Annotated in this window: 19 protein-coding genes; 6 read left to right on the top strand and 13 right to left on the bottom strand. The window is 64.8% G+C overall.

The window, feature by feature from the left end; translation table 11 throughout:
• Positions 1–26: 26 nt before the first annotated feature.
• From CH281_RS09430 to CH281_RS09410, 5 genes are read right to left on the bottom strand one after another with little or no spacing between them, the layout of a single operon-like run.
• Entirely contained in the window at positions 27–836 is an 810-nt protein-coding gene (locus CH281_RS09430; protein ID WP_032368720.1) for an HpcH/HpaI aldolase/citrate lyase family protein, read from the bottom strand.
• Positions 833–1,318 (bottom strand): MaoC family dehydratase, encoded by a 486-nt coding sequence (locus CH281_RS09425; protein ID WP_027494718.1) that lies wholly within the window; start codon positions 1,316–1,318, stop codon positions 833–835. Before CH281_RS09425 ends, CH281_RS09430 begins: the two co-directional genes overlap by 4 nt.
• Positions 1,315–2,481: an acyl-CoA dehydrogenase family protein gene (locus tag CH281_RS09420; protein ID WP_027494717.1), complete on the bottom strand. Its 1,167-nt coding sequence runs from the start codon at positions 2,479–2,481 to the stop codon at positions 1,315–1,317. Before CH281_RS09420 ends, CH281_RS09425 begins: the two co-directional genes overlap by 4 nt.
• Positions 2,478–4,475, bottom strand: a complete 1,998-nt coding sequence (locus CH281_RS09415; RefSeq protein WP_094694018.1) for an acetyl/propionyl/methylcrotonyl-CoA carboxylase subunit alpha — start codon at positions 4,473–4,475, stop codon at positions 2,478–2,480. Before CH281_RS09415 ends, CH281_RS09420 begins: the two co-directional genes overlap by 4 nt.
• 5 nt (positions 4,476–4,480) lie before the next feature.
• On the bottom strand, positions 4,481–6,058 hold the full coding sequence (locus tag CH281_RS09410) for a carboxyl transferase domain-containing protein (RefSeq protein WP_094693897.1): 1,578 nt from the start codon (positions 6,056–6,058) through the stop codon (positions 4,481–4,483).
• A 110-nt stretch (positions 6,059–6,168) separates the two neighbouring features.
• Here CH281_RS09410 and CH281_RS09405 point away from each other — a divergent pair, with 110 nt between their 5' ends.
• The 3 genes from CH281_RS09405 (at position 6,169) to CH281_RS09395 (ending at position 9,179) form a co-directional block, all read left to right on the top strand.
• Positions 6,169–6,777: an SACE_7040 family transcriptional regulator gene (locus CH281_RS09405; RefSeq protein ID WP_094693895.1), complete on the top strand. Its 609-nt coding sequence runs from the start codon at positions 6,169–6,171 to the stop codon at positions 6,775–6,777.
• A 126-nt stretch (positions 6,778–6,903) separates the two neighbouring features.
• Positions 6,904–8,025 (top strand): HoxN/HupN/NixA family nickel/cobalt transporter, encoded by a 1,122-nt coding sequence (locus CH281_RS09400; RefSeq protein WP_051365299.1) that lies wholly within the window; start codon positions 6,904–6,906, stop codon positions 8,023–8,025.
• A 53-nt stretch (positions 8,026–8,078) separates the two neighbouring features.
• Complete coding sequence (locus CH281_RS09395; protein ID WP_143544785.1) at positions 8,079–9,179, top strand: alpha/beta hydrolase family protein; 1,101 nt, start codon at positions 8,079–8,081, stop codon at positions 9,177–9,179.
• Here CH281_RS09395 and CH281_RS09390 read toward each other — a convergent pair.
• The 4 genes from CH281_RS09390 to CH281_RS09375 are packed head-to-tail and all read right to left on the bottom strand — an operon-like array spanning position 9,176 to position 13,657.
• The gene (locus CH281_RS09390) at positions 9,176–9,991 is read right to left on the bottom strand and encodes an SDR family oxidoreductase (RefSeq protein ID WP_094693891.1); all 816 of its coding nucleotides are present in this window, start codon (positions 9,989–9,991) and stop codon (positions 9,176–9,178) included. The two genes, CH281_RS09395 and CH281_RS09390, sit on opposite strands and share 4 nt — an antisense overlap.
• Positions 9,988–11,595 (bottom strand): bifunctional 3-(3-hydroxy-phenyl)propionate/3-hydroxycinnamic acid hydroxylase MhpA, encoded by a 1,608-nt coding sequence (gene mhpA, locus CH281_RS09385; protein WP_094693889.1) that lies wholly within the window; start codon positions 11,593–11,595, stop codon positions 9,988–9,990. Before mhpA ends, CH281_RS09390 begins: the two co-directional genes overlap by 4 nt.
• Entirely contained in the window at positions 11,592–12,527 is a 936-nt protein-coding gene (locus CH281_RS09380; protein WP_032367881.1) for a fumarylacetoacetate hydrolase family protein, read from the bottom strand. Before CH281_RS09380 ends, mhpA begins: the two co-directional genes overlap by 4 nt.
• Positions 12,524–13,657: a VOC family protein gene (locus CH281_RS09375; RefSeq protein WP_032368715.1), complete on the bottom strand. Its 1,134-nt coding sequence runs from the start codon at positions 13,655–13,657 to the stop codon at positions 12,524–12,526. Before CH281_RS09375 ends, CH281_RS09380 begins: the two co-directional genes overlap by 4 nt.
• A 124-nt stretch (positions 13,658–13,781) precedes the next feature.
• Between CH281_RS09375 and CH281_RS09370 the strand changes: the two genes are divergently transcribed.
• Positions 13,782–14,426 carry a TetR/AcrR family transcriptional regulator gene (locus CH281_RS09370; RefSeq protein WP_094693887.1) on the top strand — a complete coding sequence of 215 codons (645 nt, stop codon included), beginning with the start codon at positions 13,782–13,784 and terminating at the stop codon, positions 14,424–14,426.
• 16 nt (positions 14,427–14,442) lie between these two features.
• On the opposite strand, the gene CH281_RS09365 is transcribed toward CH281_RS09370, so the two are convergent.
• The 4 genes from CH281_RS09365 to CH281_RS09350 are packed head-to-tail and all read right to left on the bottom strand — an operon-like array spanning position 14,443 to position 18,832.
• Positions 14,443–15,276, bottom strand: coding sequence for an SDR family NAD(P)-dependent oxidoreductase (locus tag CH281_RS09365; RefSeq protein WP_094693885.1), 834 nt, complete (start codon positions 15,274–15,276; stop codon positions 14,443–14,445).
• Entirely contained in the window at positions 15,273–16,796 is a 1,524-nt protein-coding gene (locus CH281_RS09360; protein WP_094693883.1) for a flavin-containing monooxygenase, read from the bottom strand. The genes CH281_RS09365 and CH281_RS09360 overlap by 4 nt, the downstream gene beginning before the upstream one ends.
• 15 nt (positions 16,797–16,811) lie before the next feature.
• Positions 16,812–17,921 carry a PDR/VanB family oxidoreductase gene (locus CH281_RS09355; RefSeq protein WP_256983422.1) on the bottom strand — a complete coding sequence of 370 codons (1,110 nt, stop codon included), beginning with the start codon at positions 17,919–17,921 and terminating at the stop codon, positions 16,812–16,814.
• The gene (locus CH281_RS09350; protein WP_032385877.1) at positions 17,918–18,832 is read right to left on the bottom strand and encodes a metal-dependent hydrolase; all 915 of its coding nucleotides are present in this window, start codon (positions 18,830–18,832) and stop codon (positions 17,918–17,920) included. Before CH281_RS09350 ends, CH281_RS09355 begins: the two co-directional genes overlap by 4 nt.
• 102 nt (positions 18,833–18,934) lie before the next feature.
• On the opposite strand from CH281_RS09350, the gene CH281_RS09345 reads away from it, so the two are divergent.
• Positions 18,935–19,519 (top strand): TetR/AcrR family transcriptional regulator, encoded by a 585-nt coding sequence (locus CH281_RS09345; RefSeq protein WP_032385878.1) that lies wholly within the window; start codon positions 18,935–18,937, stop codon positions 19,517–19,519.
• A 20-nt stretch (positions 19,520–19,539) separates the two neighbouring features.
• A complete protein-coding gene (locus CH281_RS09340; RefSeq protein ID WP_094693881.1) occupies positions 19,540–20,595 on the top strand; it encodes an ABC transporter substrate-binding protein in 1,056 nt (351 codons plus the stop codon).
• Positions 20,596–20,597: the final 2 nt, after the last annotated feature.

Genomic DNA, 20,597 nt, shown 5'->3' with positions numbered 1-20,597 from the left:
CGCCTGCCGTTAATCGGCGTCTGCAACTACATCGGTCGGCGGGCGACGATGCGTCGAGCATGGGCCAGCACCGGTGCGTCCACCATCTGACCTCGGAAGGCGAACACCCCGCGATTGTGCTCGACGGCGTCGAGTACGGCTGTGGCCCATTCGATCTCGTCAGGCGTGGGAGCGTAGGCCTCGCGAATGACGGGGATGTGACTGGGGTGGATGGCCACTTTGCCGTCGAAGCCCACGGCCACAGCGTCGTCGGCCTCGGCGCGCACCCCGTCGAGATCGGGGATGTCGAGGTAGACCGAATCCAACGCGAACAGTCCCCGCGCCTTGGCGGCCAGCAATGTCTGCGATCGAACATGCTGTGCGACATCGCGGTAGCGGCCGTCGCCCAGTCGACTCGAATTCCCGCCCATCGCAGCGACCAGATCCTCGGCACCCCACATGGCACCGATGGCATTGTCGGCTGCGAGTGCGTCGAACACCGTCATCGCGCCGAGCGGGGATTCGATCAGTGCGACGACATTCAGTGATGCCAGAGCTGTTATCTGACCGGCAGATTCACACTTGGGCAACATGACGGTCGTGTACTCGGTGCGCTGCAACGCGTCGAGGTCGGCAGCCTGGTCTTCGGTGCCGTGCGCGTTGACTCGAACGATGGTGCGCGACGGGTCCAGCGGTGTCGACACCACGGACTCGCGAGCGCCGGCTTTGTCCGCGGCACCGACAGCGTCCTCGAGATCCAGAATGACGACATCGGCTCGGGCCGCTGCCTTCTCGTATCGCTCGGGTCGATCAGCGGGACAGAACAGCCACGCCGGGCCAGGGGGAATCCAGGTCACGACGCGTCGTCCTCGGGCCGCATCCGGACGAGAGTCTTGCGGACGGCGATCGCGACGACGTCACCGTGCTGATTTCGACCGGTGTGGGTGAACGTCACGATTCCCTCGCCGGGGCGGGACTTGGATTCGCGCTTGTCCGAGATCACCGTCTCCGCGTAGAGGGTGTCGCCGTGAAACAGCGGCTTCGGGAAGGAGACCTCGGAGAAGCCGAGGTTGGCGACAATCGTGCCCTGGGTCAGCTGCGTCACCGACAATCCGACGAGGGTGGACACGGTGAACATCGAATTCACCAGTCGTTGACCGAAAGATGTTGTCTCACTGTAGGCGGCATCGAGATGCAGGGCCTGGGTGTTCATCGTCTGCGTGGTGAACGATGTGTTGTCGGCCTCGGTTATGGTGCGGCCGGGGCGATGCTCGTAGACGGTACCGAGCTCCATCTCCTCGAACCACAGGCCGCGTTGCCGAATGCGCTTGTCGCTCATAGCCCCAAGCTCCGGGCGATGAGCATCAGCTGAACCTCGGTGGTGCCTTCACCGATTTCGAGGATCTTGCTGTCGCGGTAGTGACGGGCGACGACGTACTCGTTCATGAATCCGTAGCCGCCGTGAATCTGCGTCGCGTCGCGGGCGTTGTCCATCGCAGCCTCGGAGGCCACGAGCTTGGCGATGGACGCGGCCTTCTTGAAAGGCTTGCCCGCCAACATCAGTGCCGCCGCGTCGTAGTACGCCGTCCGCGCGGTGTGTGCGCGTGCTTCCATGCGGGCGATCTTGAACGAGATCGCCTGATTGCGCGCGATCGGAGCACCGAATGCCTCGCGCTCCTTGGCGTACTTGACGCTCTCGTCGACGCAACCCTGAGCCGCACCGACCGATACGGCAGCGATCGCGATCCGGCCCTCGTCGAGGATGTGCAGGAAGTTCGCGTATCCGCGGCCTTCCTGGCCGAGCAGGTTCTCCTGTGGGACTCGTACATCGGTGAAGCTGAGCGGGTGTGTGTCCGAGGCATTCCAGCCGACCTTGTTGTACGCCGCTTCGGCCACGAACCCGGGCGTGTCGGTGGGCACCAGGATCGACGAGATCTGCTTGCGTCCTGTTGTCTCGTCGACGCCGGTCACAGCGGTGACGGTCACGAGTTCGGTGATGTCGGTGCCGGAGTTGGTGATGAACTGCTTGCTGCCGTTGATGATCCAGTCACCGCCGTCGCGCTTGGCGGTGGTCTTGGTGCCGCCCGCGTCGCTACCGGCACCCGGCTCGGTCAACCCGAAGGCAGCCAGTGCCTTGCCTGCAGTGAGCTTGGGCAGCCACTGCTGCTTCTGCTCGTCGTTGCCGAAACGGTAGACGGGCATGGCTCCGAGCGAGACGCCTGCCTCAAGTGTCATCGCGACGCTCTGATCGACCTTGCCGAGCTCTTCGAGTGCCAGGCACAGGGCGAAGTAGTCTCCGCCCATGCCGCCGTACTCCTCGGGGAAGGGCAGACCGAACAGGCCCATCTCGGCCATCCCTGCGACCACCTCGTACGGAAAGGAGTGCTCGGCATCGTGTTTCGCCGAGACCGGCGCGACGACGGTGCGGGTGAAGTCCGCCACGGATTTGACCAGCTGCTGGTATTCGTCGGGCAGATTGGACGACGACAGATGTTCGGTCATGACTTGTCCTCTTCGGTGTCGGTGGGAACGATGCGGGCGAGGACCTGGTCGACGCGGACCTGATCTCCTACTGCGACTGTGAGTTCGACGGTGCCGTCGATGGGCGTGGTCAAGGTGTGTTCCATCTTCATCGCCTCGACGACGACGATGGCCGTGCCTGCGGTGACGGCGCTGCCGGAGGTCGTTCCGATCGCGATGATCGAACCCGGCATCGGCGAGAGGATCTCTGCGTCGCCGGACTGCGTGTCGTCCTCGCGCACATTGGGTTCGGCGATTCGAGCGATTCGCCAGGTGCCGCGTGAGCTGGATACCCAGGTGGACGATTCGTTTAGGGCTACGGTCATCGACTCGCGTCGATCGTCGAGAACGAGGTCGATGGAATCCTCGATAGCGGAGGCTCGCAGTCGGCGCGGTTCTTCGTCGTCGACGACGACCGTCGCCGCATCGAGTGTCCCGGTGATGGACACGTGCGCGGTTCGAGTGCCGGACGTCAGCCGGAGCTGGAACGGTGCGTGCGCTCCCACCCGCCATCCCGACGGCGTTCCCCAGATGTCCTGGCCCGCCTCCTGCCACGTGTCGAGCCAGGCGACGGTGGCTGCGGCGATCATCGCCTCGTCCGGGGCGTCGGCGGCAACGAAATCCTCGACGCGGCGGTCCAGTAGGCCGGTGTCGAGATTGCCGGCACGGACCTCGTTGTCAGCTAGCAGGAATCGAGCGAATTCGATGTTGGTGACGACGCCGAGTACCGAGGTATCGGCCAGCGCGCGATCCAGGCTGCGCAGCGCTGTAGTGCGATCGGGGCCGTGCGCGATGACCTTCGAGAGCATGGGGTCGTAATTGCTGCCCACCTCGGTGCCGACGGCGAGACCGGAGTCGACGCGGATGCCCGTGCCGGTGGGCTCGCGCAACCCGACGACGGTGCCGCCGGTCGGGAGGAACTCGCGGCCGGGATCCTCGGCGTAGACGCGGGCTTCGATGGCGTGTCCGGTCAGTCGAATATCGTGCTGACTCAGCGTCAGTGGCTCGCCGGCGGCGATCCTGACCTGCCACTCCACGAGGTCGATGCCGGTCACCATCTCGGTCACCGGGTGTTCCACCTGGAGTCGAGTGTTCATCTCCATGAAGAAGAAGTCGTCGGGATGGTCGGCGGAGACGATGAACTCGACGGTGCCGGCACCGGAGTAGTCGACGCTGCGAGCGGTGTTGCAGGCAGCCTCGCCGATACGCGCTCGGGTCTGCGCGTCGAGCAGTGGGGACGGCGCTTCTTCGATGACCTTCTGATGGCGTCGCTGCAGGCTGCATTCACGCTCACCGAGGTGGATGACGTTGCCGTGACCGTCGGCGAGGATCTGCACCTCGATGTGCCGGGGCCGCAACACGAATCGCTCGAGGAACAGCGTGCCGTCGCCGAACGAGGAGGCCGCCTCGCGGCGGGCACTGGCCAGCGCGGCAGGCAGATCCTCGGCGCGCTCGACCAGACGCATGCCCTTGCCGCCGCCACCTGCGGACGGTTTGACCAGGACAGGGAATCCGACGTCGGGTGCACCGGCGATCAGGTCCTCGTCGGACAGTCCCGGTCGGGAGATGCCGGGTACAACCGGGACACCGAAGGCGCTGACCGCGGCCTTGGCGGCGATCTTGTCGCCCATCACCTCGATGGCCTTCTCCGGCGGTCCGAGGAAGGCGATTCCGGCTTCGACGCAGGCCGCAGCGAAGTGGGAGTTCTCCGAGAGGAATCCGTAGCCGGGGTGAATTCCCTGTGCGCCGGTGGCTTTCGCGGCGGCGATCACCTTGTCGATGTCGAGGTAGCTCTCGCGTGCGCTGGCGGGGCCGAGTCGTACCGCGGTATCGGCCTCGCGGACGTGCCGGGCGTCGGCGTCCGCATCGCTGTAGACGGCGACGGTCCGAATGCCCATGCGGCGCAACGTTCGAGCGACGCGTACCGCGATCTCACCGCGGTTGGCGATCAGAATGGTGTCCAACATCGTGGTCATCTCTCTCACATCCGGAAAACGCCGTAGGAGACCGGCTCGAGCGGCGCATTGGCGCACGCCGAGAGTGCCAGTCCAAGAACAGTTCTGGTGTCGGCGGGGTCGATGATGCCGTCATCCCACAGCCGGGCCGTCGAATAGTAGGGGTTGCCCTGACTTTCGTACTGGTCACGAATCGGAGCTTTGAAGGCCTCCTGGTCTTGCTCCGACCACGGATTACCCGACGCATCCAATTGGTCACCTCGGACGGTGGCAAGGACGGACGCGGCCTGTTCGCCGCCCATCACCGAGATTCGCGCGTTCGGCCACATGAACAGGAAACGCGGGGAATACGCTCTGCCGCACATGGAGTAGTTGCCTGCACCGTACGAGCCGCCGATGACGACGGTGATCTTCGGAACGCGGGCGCAGGCCACTGCGGTGACCATCTTCGCGCCGTGCTTGGCGATGCCGCCGGCTTCGTAGTCTCGGCCGACCATGAAGCCGGTGATGTTCTGCAAGAACACCAGTGGGATGCTGCGCTTGTCGCAGAGTTCGATGAAATGCGCGCCCTTCATCGCAGATTCGGCGAACAGCACACCGTTGTTGGCGATGATCCCGACGGGATGGCCGTGGAGGCGGGCGAATCCGGTGACGAGTGTCTTGCCGTATTCGGCTTTGAACTCGTCGAATTCGCCTGCGTCGACCACCCGGGTGATCACCTCTCGCACGTCGTACGGGGTGCGTGGGTCGGTGGGGACTACGTCGTAGATCTCGCTCTGGTCGACGATCGGGTCGCGGGTGGGAACGACATCCCATGGCCGCGGCGTGCGGGGCCCGAGGGTGGAGACGATCTTCCGGGCGCGGCGCAATGCGTCGCGGTCGTCGTCTGCCAGATGGTCGGTGACTCCGGAGACCTTCGAGTGCAGGTCTCCGCCACCGAGTTCCTCGGCGGTGACGACCTCGCCGGTCGCAGCTTTCACCAGGGGCGGGCCGCCGAGGAAGATGGTTCCCTGATTCTTGACGATGATGGCCTCGTCGCTCATTGCAGGCACGTATGCCCCGCCCGCGGTGCAGGAGCCCATCACGGCGGCGATCTGCGCAATTCCCTTGGCGCTCATCGTCGCCTGGTTGAAGAAGATGCGTCCGAAGTGGTCGCGGTCAGGAAATACCTCGTCCTGACGCGGCAGGAATGCGCCACCGGAGTCGACGAGGTAGATGCACGGCAGTGTGTTCTGCAGGGCGATCTCCTGCGCGCGCAGATGCTTCTTCACCGTCATCGGGTAGTACGTGCCGCCTTTGACGGTGGCGTCGTTGGCAATGATGATGCACTCTCGACCGGCCACGCGACCGATGCCTGCGATCACGCCTGCCCCGGGGCACTCGTCGTCGTACAGGCCGTTGGCCGCCAGCGGTGCGATCTCGAGGAACGGGCTACCCGGATCCAGGAGTTCGTCGACGCGGTCGCGGGGGAGCAGCTTGCCGCGGGCGATGTGCCGTTCCCGGGACTTCTCGCTACCGCCGAGTGCTGCCACGGCGAGCTTCTGGGAGAGCTGCTGCGTGAGTAGCTGATGATCTGCGCGGTTGGCAGCGGTATCGATCGCCATGAGATGCACGCCTTCAGGGGTTGGACGTCGGTGTCACACAGGGTTCAGTTAATGGTTGATAACTGACATGATAGTAAACTACGATTAACCGAGAGTCCAGGTTCGAGGGGGTGACAGTGCAGGAGATCGAGGTCAAGCCGGCCACTGTGCGTGAGCAACGCAAAGCCGAACGTCGGCAGCAACTGCTCGATGCCGCGGCATCGCTGTTCGCCGAACGCGGGTTCGCGTCGGTGCGGCTCGAGGATCTGGGTGCAGCCGTCGGCATCAGTGGACCGGCCGTCTATCGCCACTTCCCGAACAAGGAGGCGGTGCTCGTCGAACTGATGGTCGGAATCTCGGAGTATCTGCTCGACGGCGGTCGCGAGGTGGTCGGCTCGCGGAAGGTCGATGAGGAGACGGTGTCGGCCCTGGTGGACTTCCACCTCGACTTCGCCTTCGAGACACCGGCTTTCATTCGGATTCAGGATCGCGACCTGCAGAGCCTCCCTGAGGGTGCTCGCCGCAAGGTGCGCCGCATGCAGCGCGAGTACGTGGAGCTGTGGGTGTCGACCTTGTGTGCCGTCGACCCGGAATTGAACGAATCCGATGCGCGCACCACGGCGCACGCAGTGTTCGGACTCATCAACTCCACGCCCTACAGCGCGGGCCGCACGCCGTCGCGCAATGCTCGACCGGTGCTTCGAGCAATGGCATTGGCGGCATTGGGGGTATTGCACTGACCTCAGCGCCCACAATTCGACTACGTAAGCGGGATTCCGCCTGCAGATACGAATAGTGGGCGCTGAGGTCACCTCTGCGCCGCGCACAGGAAGAGCAAACCGCCTAAATCGGCGACAATGATCACTATGACGACCCAACTTTCGCCCGTCGAGATCGGCCGACGGCAGAGTCGATTCACTCGTGACGAGGTGCCGCGACTGCTGGCGATGGCCGGCTTCATCGCCGCTCTGCATGTGATCGGTTGGGGGCTGTTCACCCACTACGACTCGATTCCCAGCATCCACGGCCTCACCGGAGCCGACGGCACTCTTGTCTACGCAGGAGCCGGCGTGCTGGCGTACACCCTCGGTCTCAGGCATGCGTTCGACGCCGATCACATCGCCGCCATCGACGACACCACCCGCTTCCTGCTGCAGAAGGGCAAGCGGCCGTTGGCCGTCGGGCTGTTCTTCTCGCTCGGGCATTCGACGGTCGTGTTCGTCTTCGTCGCTGCGATTGCCTTCGTCGCGTCGCAGGCGACGGCGTTTCAGGACGCGTTCGCCGGGGTCGGCGGCATCATCGGCACGTTGGTGTCGGGAACCTTCCTGTACCTCATCGCCGCGCTGAACATCGCGGTCCTCGCCGGCATCGTCGGAGTCTGGCGGCGCGCAAAACGCGGTGACGTCACCGAGGCCGGGCTCGACGAGCTGTTGGCCAAGCGCGGCTTGATGAATCGACTGTTCCGGGGCCGCTACGACAAGATGATCAACCATTCGTGGCAGATGTACCCGCTCGGCTTGCTGTTCGGACTCGGTTTCGACACCGCGACTCAGGTCGGTCTACTCGCGATCGCCGGCACCACCGCTATCGCCGGCGGACTCCCACCGATGGCGATCATCGCGCTTCCGGTCCTGTTCGCCGCGGGCATGACCACGATGGACACGATCGACGGCATCTTCATGTCCAAGGCGTACGGCTGGGCGTTCGTCACTCCGGTCCGCAAGATCTACTACAACATGACGATGACGGGCCTGTCGGTCTTCGTTGCGTTGGTGATCGGGACGGTCCAGCTGCTGACGCTGCTTGCCGAGCAGTTCGAGCTGACCGGTGGCCTGTGGGACGCACTGGCCGTCATCGACCTCAACCTCGCGGGCCAACTCGTCGTCGGCACGTTTTTCGTTGTCTGGATCGGCGCGGTCGTGTATTACAAGGTGGCGCGCATCGACGAACGCGGTGGCGCACACTCGAACGCAACGGAGACCCAGTGATCGCTCGTCGTCGGATCGGTGCCCTTGCAGTAGTTACGGCGCTGGCGTCGAGCATGGCTTCTGGCCTGCTGACCGCCCCGGCCTCCGCAGCGCCGACGATCACCCAGAGCATCGGCGACGTCGTCTCCAGTCGCGCTCTACCGCAGGAATTCTGGATCCCCGGTTCGTCCTCGGCCGAGGTGCTCACCTACGTCACCACCGATACGTTCGGCGAGAAGGCCCTGAGCACCGGCACCGTCTTCCTCCCGCAGGGCACTGCGCCCGAGGGCGGTTGGCCGGTGATCTCGTGGGCTCACGGCACCTCCGGGCTCGGTGACTCGTGTGCGCCCTCGGTTGCGGGACCGGCGCTGGCCGAACGAGATCTGCCGTACCTCGGCAACTGGCTCGCGCAGGGATACGCCGTTGTGGCCAGTGACTATGCCGGCCTCGGCACCGAAGGATTGCAGGCATATCTGGACGGGCGGACCACGGCGCACAACGTGGTCGATATGGTGAAGGCAGGCCGCAACTACAGCGATCAACTCTCGCGCAAGTGGGTGACGGTCGGTCAGTCTCAGGGCGGCGGCGCAGCGATCTACACCGCGCGCTACGCGACCGAATTCGGTGGACCGGATCTGGACTATCGCGGCGCAGTGGGCACCGGAACTCCCGCATACATCGAGAAGCTCGTCTCGATCGGTGGACCGGGGATGCCGCCGGTGGCGCTCCCGGCCGGTCTGACCGCGTACGTCGCGTACATCGGTGCGGCTCTTCGCTATTCGCACCCGGAGCTGGGCCTGGACAATATCCTCACTCCCGTCGGAAAGAAGTACGCTGATCTTGCCGAGACGGCCTGTGTCGCGGACCTCGAGGAGCAGCTCGAGGGTGTGAAGGTCGGTGATTTCTTCACTGCGCCGCTGGCCAGCCTGCCGAATTTCACCGCAGTTCTCGACGACTACATGGCCATGCCCGAGGCCGGCTTCGACAAGCCGTTCTTCATGGGCCACGGACTGCGGGACACCGATGTCCCGTTCCCGACGACCGCCGCGTACGTCGCCAGGCTCACTGCCAACGGTCAGCCGGTCACCTTCCGGCCCTACGACGCCGATCACAGCGGAGCGCTCGTGCAATCACAGGCCGACACGATCCCGTTCGTCGCAGGGCTGTTCCGTTAGGTCACCGGTCGCTTGGTGGGCAGTCCGTACGCCCGGGCGGTGAACTTTTCGAGCACGGTGCGCGGCAGCAGTCGCTGCGCCATGAACACCGCGGGAGCGTTGCTGCCGACGGCATAGAGGGGTCGAGTCTTCTTGTCCTCGACGGCTTTCAGGACCGTTTCGGCCACGGTGTCCGCGGAGATACCCTGTGCCTCTTTGGCGTCGAGGTGCGAGATCACCGTTGTGAAGTCGCGGAGGTACGGCGAATGCGGTCCGCAGTACTTGGTGCGGCGGGCGGAGAGTCCGGTGGCGATGGAGCCGGGTTCGACGGTGGTGATGTCCACCCCGTAGGGCGCGAGCTCGAAGCGGGCCGCCGTCGAGAAGCCCTTGATCGCTGCCTTGGTCGCGGCGTACGACGAGCGATAGGCCAACGGGAAGCTGGCCAGCATCGAGCCGATGTTGACGACCTTGCCCCGACGGCGTTCGCGCATCCCCGGCAGTACGGCTTGCATGAGCTCGACGGCACCGAACACGTTGAGCTGGAACAGCCGGGTGACCGCCTCGATCGGGAGTTCCTCGACGGGGCCGCACTGGCTTTCGCCCGCATTGTTGATCAGAACATCGATCTCCACGTCGGCAAGTCCGTCGACGAACGTCCGGATGGAGGCCGGGTCGGTCAAATCGAGATCTCGGTACTCGACCCCGGGGATGGGGTCGACCACGGTGGAACAACTGCGGCTCGTGCCGATGACGCGGTAGCCGCGAGCGAGCAGTAGTTCGGCGACGGCTTGGCCGATACCGGACGTGGCTCCGGTGACAAGTGCGGTGTTCATCTACGCCTCTTCGTTGCGGTGCTTCCGGTTCTCGGGGTGGCTACTGCCGCCGTGGGAGTGGTTCGATCGATTCTTCGCAACCTGGTGCTCGGAACTCGGGTGTGCAAGGCCGGCACCGACTTACCCGCCGCCATGACGGTTCGGTCCGGTCGTACGACAGCCGCTACCGCGTGACCGCGCCGCAACCACAGTCCGAGCTCGGAGGAGGCCGCGACCTCGACGACGACAGCGCCACGACGATCGACCTCGCGTCGCTGTTCGACGGTCAACGGGGTCGTCGAGACGAAGAGAAACTGTCCCGGCGCGATGCTGTCCAGTCGGGCGCCGTTGTCCAGGGAGCTGTTGGGGCACAGCGCGCCTACCACCGAACGGATCTGCGTGGTCGGACGCTGGACGAAATCGGAACGGGTGAGCGGAGGAGTGGCGCTGTCGGACACCTTCGCTCCGATGAGGGGCAGGTGGCCGAGAGCCGGTGCGAGCGTGGTGCGCAGAATTCCTGTCAGTCGACTGCCGCCGGTCATCGCCCAGCCCATGGCGACGGCCAGGCGAATCATGGCTGTCGCATGGGCCTTTCGCTCGATTTCGTAACTGTCGAGTGCCGAATCGGAGACGTGGCCGTCCAGGGCTCCGACGATTTTCCAGACCAGGTTGCGCGCATCACGCAGACCCGCGCCCATTCCCTGCCCGATGAAGGGTGGAGTCAAGTGCGCCGCGTCGCCGAGGACGAACACGCGTCGATCTCGCCAGCTATCGGCCACCTGCGCCCGAAATGTGTACTCGGCGCTCCGAATCAGCTCCATCGACGGGTCGTCGACGTGCCGCAGCCACGGCGCAATGAGCGGCCGGACGGCGGCGAGATCCTCGAACTCGTCGAGGGTTTCGCCGTCGAGCATCCGAAATTCCCAGCGGTAGCGGGTGGAGCCGATCCGCATGTACGTGGCGGATCGTTCGGAGTCGCACACCTGGTGAACGCCGTCCCACTGATCGAGTTCGGCATCGGTGGCGATATCGATCACCAACCACCGTTGCGCGAACCCGAGGTCCTCCATCTTCGACCCGATAGACCGGCGCACGATGCTGTTGGCACCGTCGCAGCCCAGTACGTAATCCGCGGTCACCCAGTGTGGGGTTCCGTCCTCGGTGGATGTGTACGAAACTCGGGCGGCATCTTTCAGGTTCTGCACGTCGGTGATCTCGCACCCGCCGCGCATCTCGATCGTGTCGTATCGGGCGACGTGCGTGCGCATGAGGCGCTCGAGGTCCGGTTGATCGAACATGTTCGCCTGGGGGTAGCCGTGCGGTCTGTCGTCGGGATCGCGCTCGAACTCGGCCAGGGTGCGCAGATCTTTGGTGCACAGTCGCAGCCCGCGGCCGGGACGTGAGATGCCGGCGAAATCCTCCGCGACACCGATGTCGTGCAGAATTCGGTACACCTCGTCGTCGAGATGTACTGCGCGCGGCTGCGGATAGACGTCGGCCCAGCGATCGAGCACCAGGCAGGGGATGCCGTACTGCGCCAACAGCAGAGCGGCCGTCATGCCCGTCGGGCCGGATCCGACGATGACCACCGGGTGGTGCGTGCCGTCGGATTCGCGTTCGGTCATCGGTAAGAGACCCGGGTGCGCTGCACTCCCAGGTCGAGGGATCCGTCGGGGGTGGAGCACGTCAGTTCGAGAACGTCGCCGTCCTGCAGGAAGTCGGGATTCTTGGCCTGCTTCTTGAAGAACACCTTCCACTTGAGCGCCGGCGGGATCAGAGATCCGATCATCTCGATCGGCTTGGCCGGAGCCTTCAGCGCAGTACCACCGGGAGTGCCGGTGAGCAGCAGATCGCCCGCGTCGAGCCGCTGGAAATTGCTCAGCGCCTTCAGCGATTCGACCGGCCGGTAAATCATGTCGGCCACGGTACTGTCCTGTCGCACAGTCCCGTTGACGCGCAGTGTCAGAGTCAGCTCGCCGAACCGGTCGAATTCTCCGGCCTCGAGAAGGAGCAGTCGTGGGCCGACCGGCGTGAACGTGGGGTACGACTTGCCCTCGTAGAACTGGGTTTTCGGTAGTTGGACGTCTCGCGCAGACACGTCGTTGGTGATGACGAGTCCGGCGACGTACTCGGCCACGTTGCTGGCGTCGATCTTGGTGCCGACGGTCAGCGTCTTGCCGAATACCAGGCCGATCTCGATTTCGTAGTCGAGGAGTTTCACGTGCGTCGGCTTGACGATGTCGTCGGTGGGGCCGCTGATCGAACCGGACGTCTTCCGAAAGAACGTCAGTGGCACCGTGTCGGGGTTCATACCCGAGTCCTTGACGTGTGAGACGAAATTGGTCATGTTCGCCACTACCCGGCATGGTGCGGTGACCGGGGAGACGAGCGAAAGCGTCTCCACTGCAACCACATCGGTGCCGGTACGCGCTGCGTCCACAGCGGCGCGATCGGCGAGAAGCTCGGCGGTCGTGGTTGCCGACGTGTCGATGCGCGACGCCCCGGCCGGGGTCTCGACCCACCAGGCGTCGGCGGTGCGTAGTACAGCGATGCTCATGAGGAAGCCACTTTCATCAGGCCGCGAAGGCGTTCGGTGTCGAACTCGTTGTCGGTGCGTAGGGAGGACAGGATCGATTTGAGCTCGTGCAGAGAGGCTTTGCTCGGGGCGATACCGAGAAAGTCCTTCGATGCCGGTGGGCCCCACTGGGCGAGGCCGGATGCCGTCATCGGTGCCCAGCCGGGTTCGAGCGAGCTGTCGAACATGTCGCCGTCGCTGAAATGCTCTACCAGGAAACCGTCGGGATCACGCCAGTAGTCGAAGATCTGACTGCCCTGGATGTGTCTGCCGATGCCCCAGGAGTGCTTGTACCCACGCTCGGTGAGGAATTCGCCACCGGCGGCGATGGCGTCGATGTCGGTCACCTGGTACGCCGAGTGCACGTAGCGATTCGACGGGCCGAGAGTCATCGCGAGCGTGTGGTGATCGGACGGGATGCTGCCCCGATCGCAGCGGATGAAGCTCATCACCGGTCCACGGTCGCGTTGGCCGTCGTAGTAGAGGAAATCGCTGACGATCAGACCCAGGTGGTGCAGGTACCAGTTCAGATTCTCCAGATAGTCCACTCGCTGCAGCACCACGTGCCCGAGCCGTTGGACGCGCGCAGGCTGACGCGGGGGCCTCTGGGTGGCGTTGATCCGGTTGCGTGGATCGCCGAAGTTGTAGGTGTGCGCGTCCTGGCCCGGGAGTTCGGGATGTTCGGTGTAGCCCGACACGATCTGCACAGGCTGTCCGCCCGGATCGGTCAGAGTGACGGCGATGCCGCCGAGTGTGTCGGGTAGCCGGTGCACCTGCTGCCCGGTGGCATCGGCGAGGCGGACGACGTCGGCGTCCTCGGCGGCAGCGAACGCCGCGCCGACGAACCGCGTTCGTCTGCCGCGTCGGATGATCACGCACGGCGACCCGACGTGCGTGCCGCGCAGGTGAATCTCCTCGGACGTGCGCAGTGAGACGGTGAAACCGAACGCCACCGCGAATGCCTCGGCCTTGGCCAGGTCGGGTTTGCGGAACTCGAGCCACGCGATGTCGCGCACCTTGATGATCGGGTCGGCGGCTTTTCCCGGGTGTTCGCCTGGAAGCGCGCCCTGATCCACATGCATGTTCTTGTGGCCGTCGACGTCGTGTCCCATCAGCCCTCCCTCGTTGGTGACACTATCGTCACCTATGACTAATCGGTCAGTCAAGAGTGTTGACAAATTCGTCAGCGGTGAGGAAGGGTCAAGTCGGCGACAAATGCACTCAGGAGTAGGGACCATGACCGAAACCCCGAACCGCCTCGAGCGACGCAAAGCGCGCACGCGCGGTGCCCTGATCTCTGCCGCGCAGAGCTTCATAGCCCGCGGCGAATTGCACGTGCCGATTGCCGAGATCACTCAGGCCGCAGACGTCGGCATGGGTTCGTTCTACAACCATTTCGAGAGCCGAGAGCAGCTGTTCCAGGCTGCAGTCGACGGTGCCCTCGAGCTGTTGGGCATCTACCTGGACTCGTTGAGCAACGACGAGGACGATCCCGCAGAAGCGTTCACCCGGTCGTTCCGCATCGCCGGCCGACTGTTCCGGCAACAACCGGATCTGAGCCGAGTACTCATCCATTCCGGGCCGGAGTTGATCACCTCGAAGCACGGTCTCGGTCCGCGGGCCTCGCGTGACATCGAAGCCGGAGTACTGAGCGGGCATTTCCGCGTGCAGGACACCCAGCTGGCTCTGGCCCTGGCAGCGGGGGCACTGCTGGGCATGGGGCAACTACTGCTCGAACAGCCGGAACGAAGCGACGTCGATGCCGTCGACAACATGGCGCACAGCGTGCTGCTCGCCCTCGGAATGTCCGACGCGGATGCGCGCGAGCTGTGTTCGCGAACCCTGCCTCCGTTGGACGCGGTTCCGAGCGTCGACGCGTAACGGGCCCGTGCGGGTGTCAGCGCGCCCGGCTGTGTTCGAGGTCGCGGATGATATCGCCGACTGCGTTGTCACGCAGTAGCTTCCACTCCAGGATCGGGTTGAGGATCCCACGGAACCAGAAGTACGGTGCCCACACTGCGGGGGCGATCAGCCGTGCTCGACGCGTACGGATCGCGTCGACCAGGAGGTCCGCCGCCTGTGGGGATGGGAGTCGACGGCTCAACGGCCAGGGGAGAAATGCACCGATCCGCTGCCCCATCGGATCGTTGTCGAGGGTGTGGCGCGCCAGATCGGTGTCGACCACCCCGAAGTACGCCAGACCGGCCGATGCACCGACCGCGGCGAGTTCGATGCGTAGCGCGCGGCCCAGTTGTTCCACGGCTGCCTTACTGACCATGTAGGCAGACCCGCCCATGCCGGGAGTGAATGCAGCACAGGACGATACGAGCAAAATGTGTCCACCACTGGTCACGATCTCGTCCGCCGCGGCGCGGACGATGGTGAGCACACCGCCGAAGTTGACCGCCATGACGGAGTCGAACACCGCGCGGTCGACGGTCCTGATGGTGGCAGGCGGCGGTGTGATGCCGGCGTTGGCGATCACGATGTCGATCCCGCCGAAGGCGCGCACCGTCGCCTGCACGCACTCCGTCATCGCCTCCGGATCCGTGACGTCCCCGGTCAACAGCAACACCCGTGCAGCACCAGCCGCGTCGGTCGGGAAATCTCGATCCACCACTGCCACGGACGCACCGGCGGTCACCAGTTTTGCTACGGTCGCGGCACCGATGCCGCGTGCGCCGCCGGTCACCAGTGCGACCTTGCCGGTGAGGTCCATGTGGTTCTTCATACCGACTCCTTGGTGACGGCGAGTGTGCCCGGCACATCGACAGTGGCACTGCGGCAGGAATAGTGGTCGAGTTCGATGGCCGACATACGACGGGTGAAGTTGCGTACCGAACCCGGCCAGTAGGTGACGTTGCGGCCCGATGGGCTCAGGTAGTAGCTGCTGCACCCACCCGAGTTCCACACCGAACCGGCCAACCGTTCGTCCGTGTAGTCCGCGAATTCCGTTTGTGCAGTGCGGGTGACGTCGATTGCGGCCAAGCGCTTGTCGTCCATCGCCCGCAGTGCTGCGAGAACGTAGTTCACCTGTGCTTCGATGGTGACGACCTGCGAGGTGTACACCACCGAATTGGGGCCGAGCACCATGAAGAAGTTCGGAAAGCCGTGCACCGTCGTCCCTCGATACGACGACATCTCTCCGTCGGGCCAGGTCTGCGCCAACGACCGTCCGCCTCGACCGACGATGCGCCGAAAGCCCGAATGCCCGGCGACGGTGAAACCTGTTCCGAGAACGATGGTGTCGACCTCGTGGACCGTTCCGTCGGTCGTGACGACGCCCTCGGGCACGACGCGGGAGATGGCGGTGGTCTCGACGGTGACGTTGTCGCGGCACAGGGCGGGGTAGAACTTGTTCGAGAACGTCGGCCGCTTGCAGCCGAATGTGTAGGTGGGAGTGAGCTTCTCGCGGAGTACGGGATCCTTCACCTGTCTGCGTAGGTGAGCCCGGCCCAGTGCGGTCAACGGCGTCAGCAGGGCGCGGTGCCGAATCAGGCCGGGTACCAGAGCTTCCTGGAACAGATCGAACGTACGACGCATGGCGCGCTGAGCCGCCGGAAACTTCCTGAGCGCGGATCTGCCGGACTCGGAGATGGGACGGTCCGGGTGGGGAAGGATCCACGTGGGCGTGCGTTGAAAAAGCGTCAGATGTGCGGCCGACGGAGCGAGTCGGGGTACGAACTGTACCGCCGATGCGCCGGTGCCGATGACGGCGAGACGCTTACCCTCGACCGAATGCTCGTGGTTCCACCGAGCCGAGTGAAAGATGCTGCCCGCGAACGAGTCCAGACCGTCGATACTGGGAGTGGCGGGTTCACTGAACGGGCCGAGGGCTCCGATCAGAATCCGAGAAGTCCATGTTCCGCCGCTCGTTCGCACGATCCAACGCTCCCTGGCGTCGTCCCACGTCGCGTCGAGCACCTCGTGTCCGAAGCGGATTCGATCCCGGATACCGAACCGGTCGGTGCAGTCGTTGAGGTACTGCTCGATCTCGGGCTGCAGCGGATACAGGCGGGTCCAGTCCGGGTTGGGTGCGAACGAGAACGAATACAGCGCCGAGGGAATATCGCACTGGGCGCCGGGATAGGTGTTCACGTGCCACGTCCCGCCGACCGCGCTGTCACGCTCGAAGATCAGAAAGTCGCCGCGGCCTTCCTGTTCGAGCCGTATTCCAGCTCCGAGACCGCCGAAGCCGGCACCGATGATGGCGACGTCGATGTGCGCCGCGGCAGAGTCGTTGTCGGTCATGATGTGTGGCTCCTTCTACAGATCGAGAACGACGACGTCGCCGTCGACCGCGGCGCGTGACACGCACAGGGTGAGTGAGTTCTCGCGTTCGGTGCTGCTCAGCACGCGATCGCGATGGTCGATGCGTCCGCCGGTGAGGCCGACGACGCAGGCACCGCAGAAACCTTGGCGGCACGAGAACGGCTGATCGGGACGGACTCGTCGGAGGGCGTCGAGGGCGGTCTCCTGTGCACCGACTTCGACGGTGTCGCCGGACCGTGCGAGCTTCAGCACGAACGGACGGCCGTCGACCACGGGGGCGGGCGCGAACAGCTCGGTGTGGAACTCTCGAACCGCGGTACTTCGGGCGGCCTGCTCGCGCAGCCGGCGCGAGAGTGCCGCGGGGCCGCAGACGTACAGGGCCGAGGATCCCGTCCCGAGATCGACGATGTCCGAGGGACTCGGAAGTCCGTCCACGTCATCGGTTTTGATGATCACGTGACCGCGGGAGGTGAGCGCCAGATGCTGCAGTTCGGCGACGAACGGCAGGCTCGCGCGAGATCTCCCGTGGTAGTAGAGGGTCCACCGTGTGCGGTCGGCGACGGCTCGCTCGATCATGGACCGAATGGGCGTGATGCCGATGCCGGCCGCGACGAACAAGTAGTGCTCGGCGGCGGCCATGGGAAATGCGTTGCGGGGTCCGCGGACTCGGAGGGTGTCTTCTGGAACGAGACCGTGTATCTCGGTGGAGGCCGTGCCGCCGGGGATCCTGCGGACACCGATGCGATATCGATCTCCTCCTGCCGGCCGACCTGCGAGCGAATACTGCCGAACCGAGCCTGCCGGTGTGGTCACGTCGATGTGTGCACCGGGCAACCAGGTCGGCAATGCGCTTCCGTCGCTGCGACGCAGTAGAAGTGAGCGCACGTCCTCGGCCTCGTCGACGATCTCGTCGATGGTCGTCTCGAATTCGTAGCCGACGCATCGGCGCGGTCGCGCCGGGGAGAGGGCGGTGACGACGGACGAGTCGGTGACCAGTCTTGCGTACACCCGAGACGCCGCAGCGATGGCTCGGAGACCACGGCCGGGGTCGGTCACCGTGATCTCACCCAGATGGCTGTGTCTCGGGGCTGTTTCGGTGGTCACTGCTGTGCCGCCAGTGCCGCGGGTGACGTCGCCAGGTATCGCACGGCCTTGTCGATGTCGCCCATCTTGGATGGGTGAAAACCCGGTCGGATGTACAGGGCGAGTTGGACGAACAGAAACGACAGGCCCGGTATCAGTTGCTTGCGGGATGCTCGTGCGAAGGCGAGAGGCCAGGGGGTGCGAAGTCGGCGCTTCCCGGTGCGCGGAGTGGCCTCCGAGTTCTTGTACAGGTACGCGGCGGTGCTGAACCAGAGCACGGCCAACCCCGCGCTGGCTATCACCGCGGTGCGGGCGCGGCGAAACGCACCCCCGTCGACGTACTGGAATGCGTCGAAGGCAACGTTGCGGTGTTCGAGTTCCTCGGCCCCGTGCCAGCGAAGCAGGTCCAGCATCGTCGGATCGACACCGAGGCGATCGAATTCGGTGTTGTCCAAAAGCCATTCGCCCACTACTGCGGTGAAATGTTCGGCTGCGGCGTAGATCCCGAGGCGCTCGTTCAGCCACGCTTTGCCCGCGCGGCCGGTGAGGCCGTGATCGCCGAACACCACGCCCACCGCGAATCGAATGCGCTGCAGGATCGGCTCGATGTCGACGCCGTGCGCGACGAGGTACGTACGAAAGCTCTCGTGGGAGGACGCGTGCGTGGCTTCTTGTCCGACGAATCCGACGACCTCCTCGTGCAGTCTGCGGTCGTCGATGTACGGAAGCGCGAGGGCGAACACGTCGGCCATCGCCCGTTCGCCCTCGGGCAAAACCAGATGCATGACGTTCCAGAAGTGCGTGGCGTACCACTCGTGCGGAATGTACTGCAGCGGAACGCCGGTCCAGTTGAACGTCACCGCGCGAGCCACGATCGCGTAGGACTCGTCCAGGTGGCGCGCGTTCGGGTCGATCGCTCTGTCACGAGACATTCGAGCTCCATTCGTCGAAATGCTGATGCGGTGATGCTACATAGCAACAGATGGTGTTGCAATGTTGCATTCAGTCATCGAGGGTGCCGTTAAGATCGGACGATGCATCCAGACGGTGACGACGGGCCGATCCTTGATGCCGCGTTGGAGTTGTTCGGCGAGGTCGGCATCCCCAGAACGACCATCGGGGACGTGGCCAAGCGCGCCAAGATCAACCGGGTGACTGTTTATCGCCGCATCGGATCCAAGGACGAGCTGGTACGGGCGGTCATGGCCCGTGAGTCGACGAGACTGTTCGTCGCGGTGGCGGCAGCGGCGGCCGAACAATCGTCACGGGCGGATCGTGCCGCACACGGATTCGCGACGACGATCGAGTCGGTGCGAACCAACCCCGTCCTGCTCAAGATGTTCGACTCCGAGAGTGCGCTGGTACTCGAACAGTTGACGACCAATGCGTCGACCCTGCTCGCGTCCGCAATAGACGCTGCCGCCCAGATCGCCCGGGGAGGGCTGGACTCGGACAGTTTCGCAGTACCCGACGCCCCGGAAATCGTGGTCCGCGTCGTACATTCGATTCTGCTGACTCCGGCAGCCGGCGCTGCACTCGAGACGTACGACGATCTGCTGGCCTTCGCGCACCGCAGCATCGTGCCGTTGCTGGTCAGCGGTGACCACCGCAGCACGTAGTTAGGCTAGGCTGCCCAGTCATGCCTCGATTCTTCGTGTTCCACGGCCGCGCGACCGGCCCGTCCAGACGTTCCGCCGGTGCGCGGCTGTACACGCTCGGCGGCGCTCTTTGCCTGGCCGCGATCGCTCTGGTCGGATGCTCGACCGCCACCACGGAACCGTCGAGTCCAGGCGAGACTGCGAGCACCAGAACTGTGCTGGACTACTTCGGCCCGGTCGAGGTTCCCGACCGACCCGCCCGGGTCGTCGCCGCCGACCCCATCTCACTGGCCCTGATGCTGTCGCTCGAAGTGAATCCCGTGGCCGCGTCCTTCAACCCGCTGGCGCTACCCGCGCACGTCGACGAGCGCATCGGCGACATCGCGAACATCGCGGGTGAGGGTGGCGGCTTCGATCCCAACGTCGAGGGAATCCTGGCTCAGGACCCCGACCTGATCGTGGTGGTCGCCGGGTACGACGGCGAAGGCGAGAAGGCGTGGAACAAGGAGATCTACGACAAGCTCGCCGCCAGCGGAGTGCCGACCTACGGCTTCGCCTACAACGACGGGGTGTCGCTCGAGGATGTCTCGCACGGGGTAGCGGCCGTAGGGGATGCGCTCGGAAAGCAGAGCCAGGCAACGGACCTCATGCAGGGGCTGACCGATCGCATGGCCGCGCTGAAGCAACGGGTTGCCGACGCGGGCCTGGCCGACAAGCCGGTCTCCGCTGTTCGATTGAGCGAGCGTGGGGAGTACTCGATTCGCGTCGGCACGGGTGAGAGCATCGCCTTCCGCGGTGTGGGCATGGCGCAGCCCGAGGGCCAGCAGGATCCCAGTGTGTTCCGTATCGACATCACCGACGAGACGCTGAACATTCTGAACTCCGCCGACACCCTGTTCGTGTACACCGACCAGGGTGCCGACAGTGAACGGGACGCGATCAGTGCTGCACCGCTGTGGTCGACACTGCCTGCGGTGCAGCAGAATCGGGTGCACTGGGTCTCGGCGAGCGTGTGGAATTCGTCGGACCCGATCGGCCTGAACAGGATCATGGACGACATCGAAACGATGTTCGTCGAGCCGGCAGAGCAGAGCTGAAC

This window comes from Rhodococcus sp. 06-221-2, assembly GCF_002258365.1.
Lineage (GTDB): Bacteria > Actinomycetota > Actinomycetes > Mycobacteriales > Mycobacteriaceae > Rhodococcoides > Rhodococcoides fascians.
The sequence above is the reverse complement of the archived record's forward strand: the minus strand, read 5'-3'. Positions and strand labels throughout refer to the sequence as shown.

Coding starts and splice junctions, on each gene's coding strand:
- CH281_RS09425 (WP_027494718.1), bottom strand. CDS start 1,318: ATGAGCGACAAGCGCATTCGGCAACGCGGCCTGTGGTTCGAGGAGATG.
- CH281_RS09420 (WP_027494717.1), bottom strand. CDS start 2,481: ATGACCGAACATCTGTCGTCGTCCAATCTGCCCGACGAATACCAGCAG.
- CH281_RS09415 (WP_094694018.1), bottom strand. CDS start 4,475: ATGACCACGATGTTGGACACCATTCTGATCGCCAACCGCGGTGAGATC.
- CH281_RS09410 (WP_094693897.1), bottom strand. CDS start 6,058: ATGGCGATCGATACCGCTGCCAACCGCGCAGATCATCAGCTACTCACG.
- CH281_RS09400 (WP_051365299.1), top strand. CDS start 6,904: ATGACGACCCAACTTTCGCCCGTCGAGATCGGCCGACGGCAGAGTCGA.
- CH281_RS09395 (WP_143544785.1), top strand. CDS start 8,079: ATGGCTTCTGGCCTGCTGACCGCCCCGGCCTCCGCAGCGCCGACGATC.
- CH281_RS09390 (WP_094693891.1), bottom strand. CDS start 9,991: ATGAACACCGCACTTGTCACCGGAGCCACGTCCGGTATCGGCCAAGCC.
- mhpA (WP_094693889.1), bottom strand. CDS start 11,595: ATGACCGAACGCGAATCCGACGGCACGCACCACCCGGTGGTCATCGTC.
- CH281_RS09380 (WP_032367881.1), bottom strand. CDS start 12,527: ATGAGCATCGCTGTACTACGCACCGCCGACGCCTGGTGGGTCGAGACC.
- CH281_RS09375 (WP_032368715.1), bottom strand. CDS start 13,657: ATGGGACACGACGTCGACGGCCACAAGAACATGCATGTGGATCAGGGC.
- CH281_RS09370 (WP_094693887.1), top strand. CDS start 13,782: ATGACCGAAACCCCGAACCGCCTCGAGCGACGCAAAGCGCGCACGCGC.
- CH281_RS09365 (WP_094693885.1), bottom strand. CDS start 15,276: ATGAAGAACCACATGGACCTCACCGGCAAGGTCGCACTGGTGACCGGC.
- CH281_RS09360 (WP_094693883.1), bottom strand. CDS start 16,796: ATGACCGACAACGACTCTGCCGCGGCGCACATCGACGTCGCCATCATC.
- CH281_RS09350 (WP_032385877.1), bottom strand. CDS start 18,832: ATGTCTCGTGACAGAGCGATCGACCCGAACGCGCGCCACCTGGACGAG.
- CH281_RS09345 (WP_032385878.1), top strand. CDS start 18,935: ATGCATCCAGACGGTGACGACGGGCCGATCCTTGATGCCGCGTTGGAG.
- CH281_RS09340 (WP_094693881.1), top strand. CDS start 19,540: ATGCCTCGATTCTTCGTGTTCCACGGCCGCGCGACCGGCCCGTCCAGA.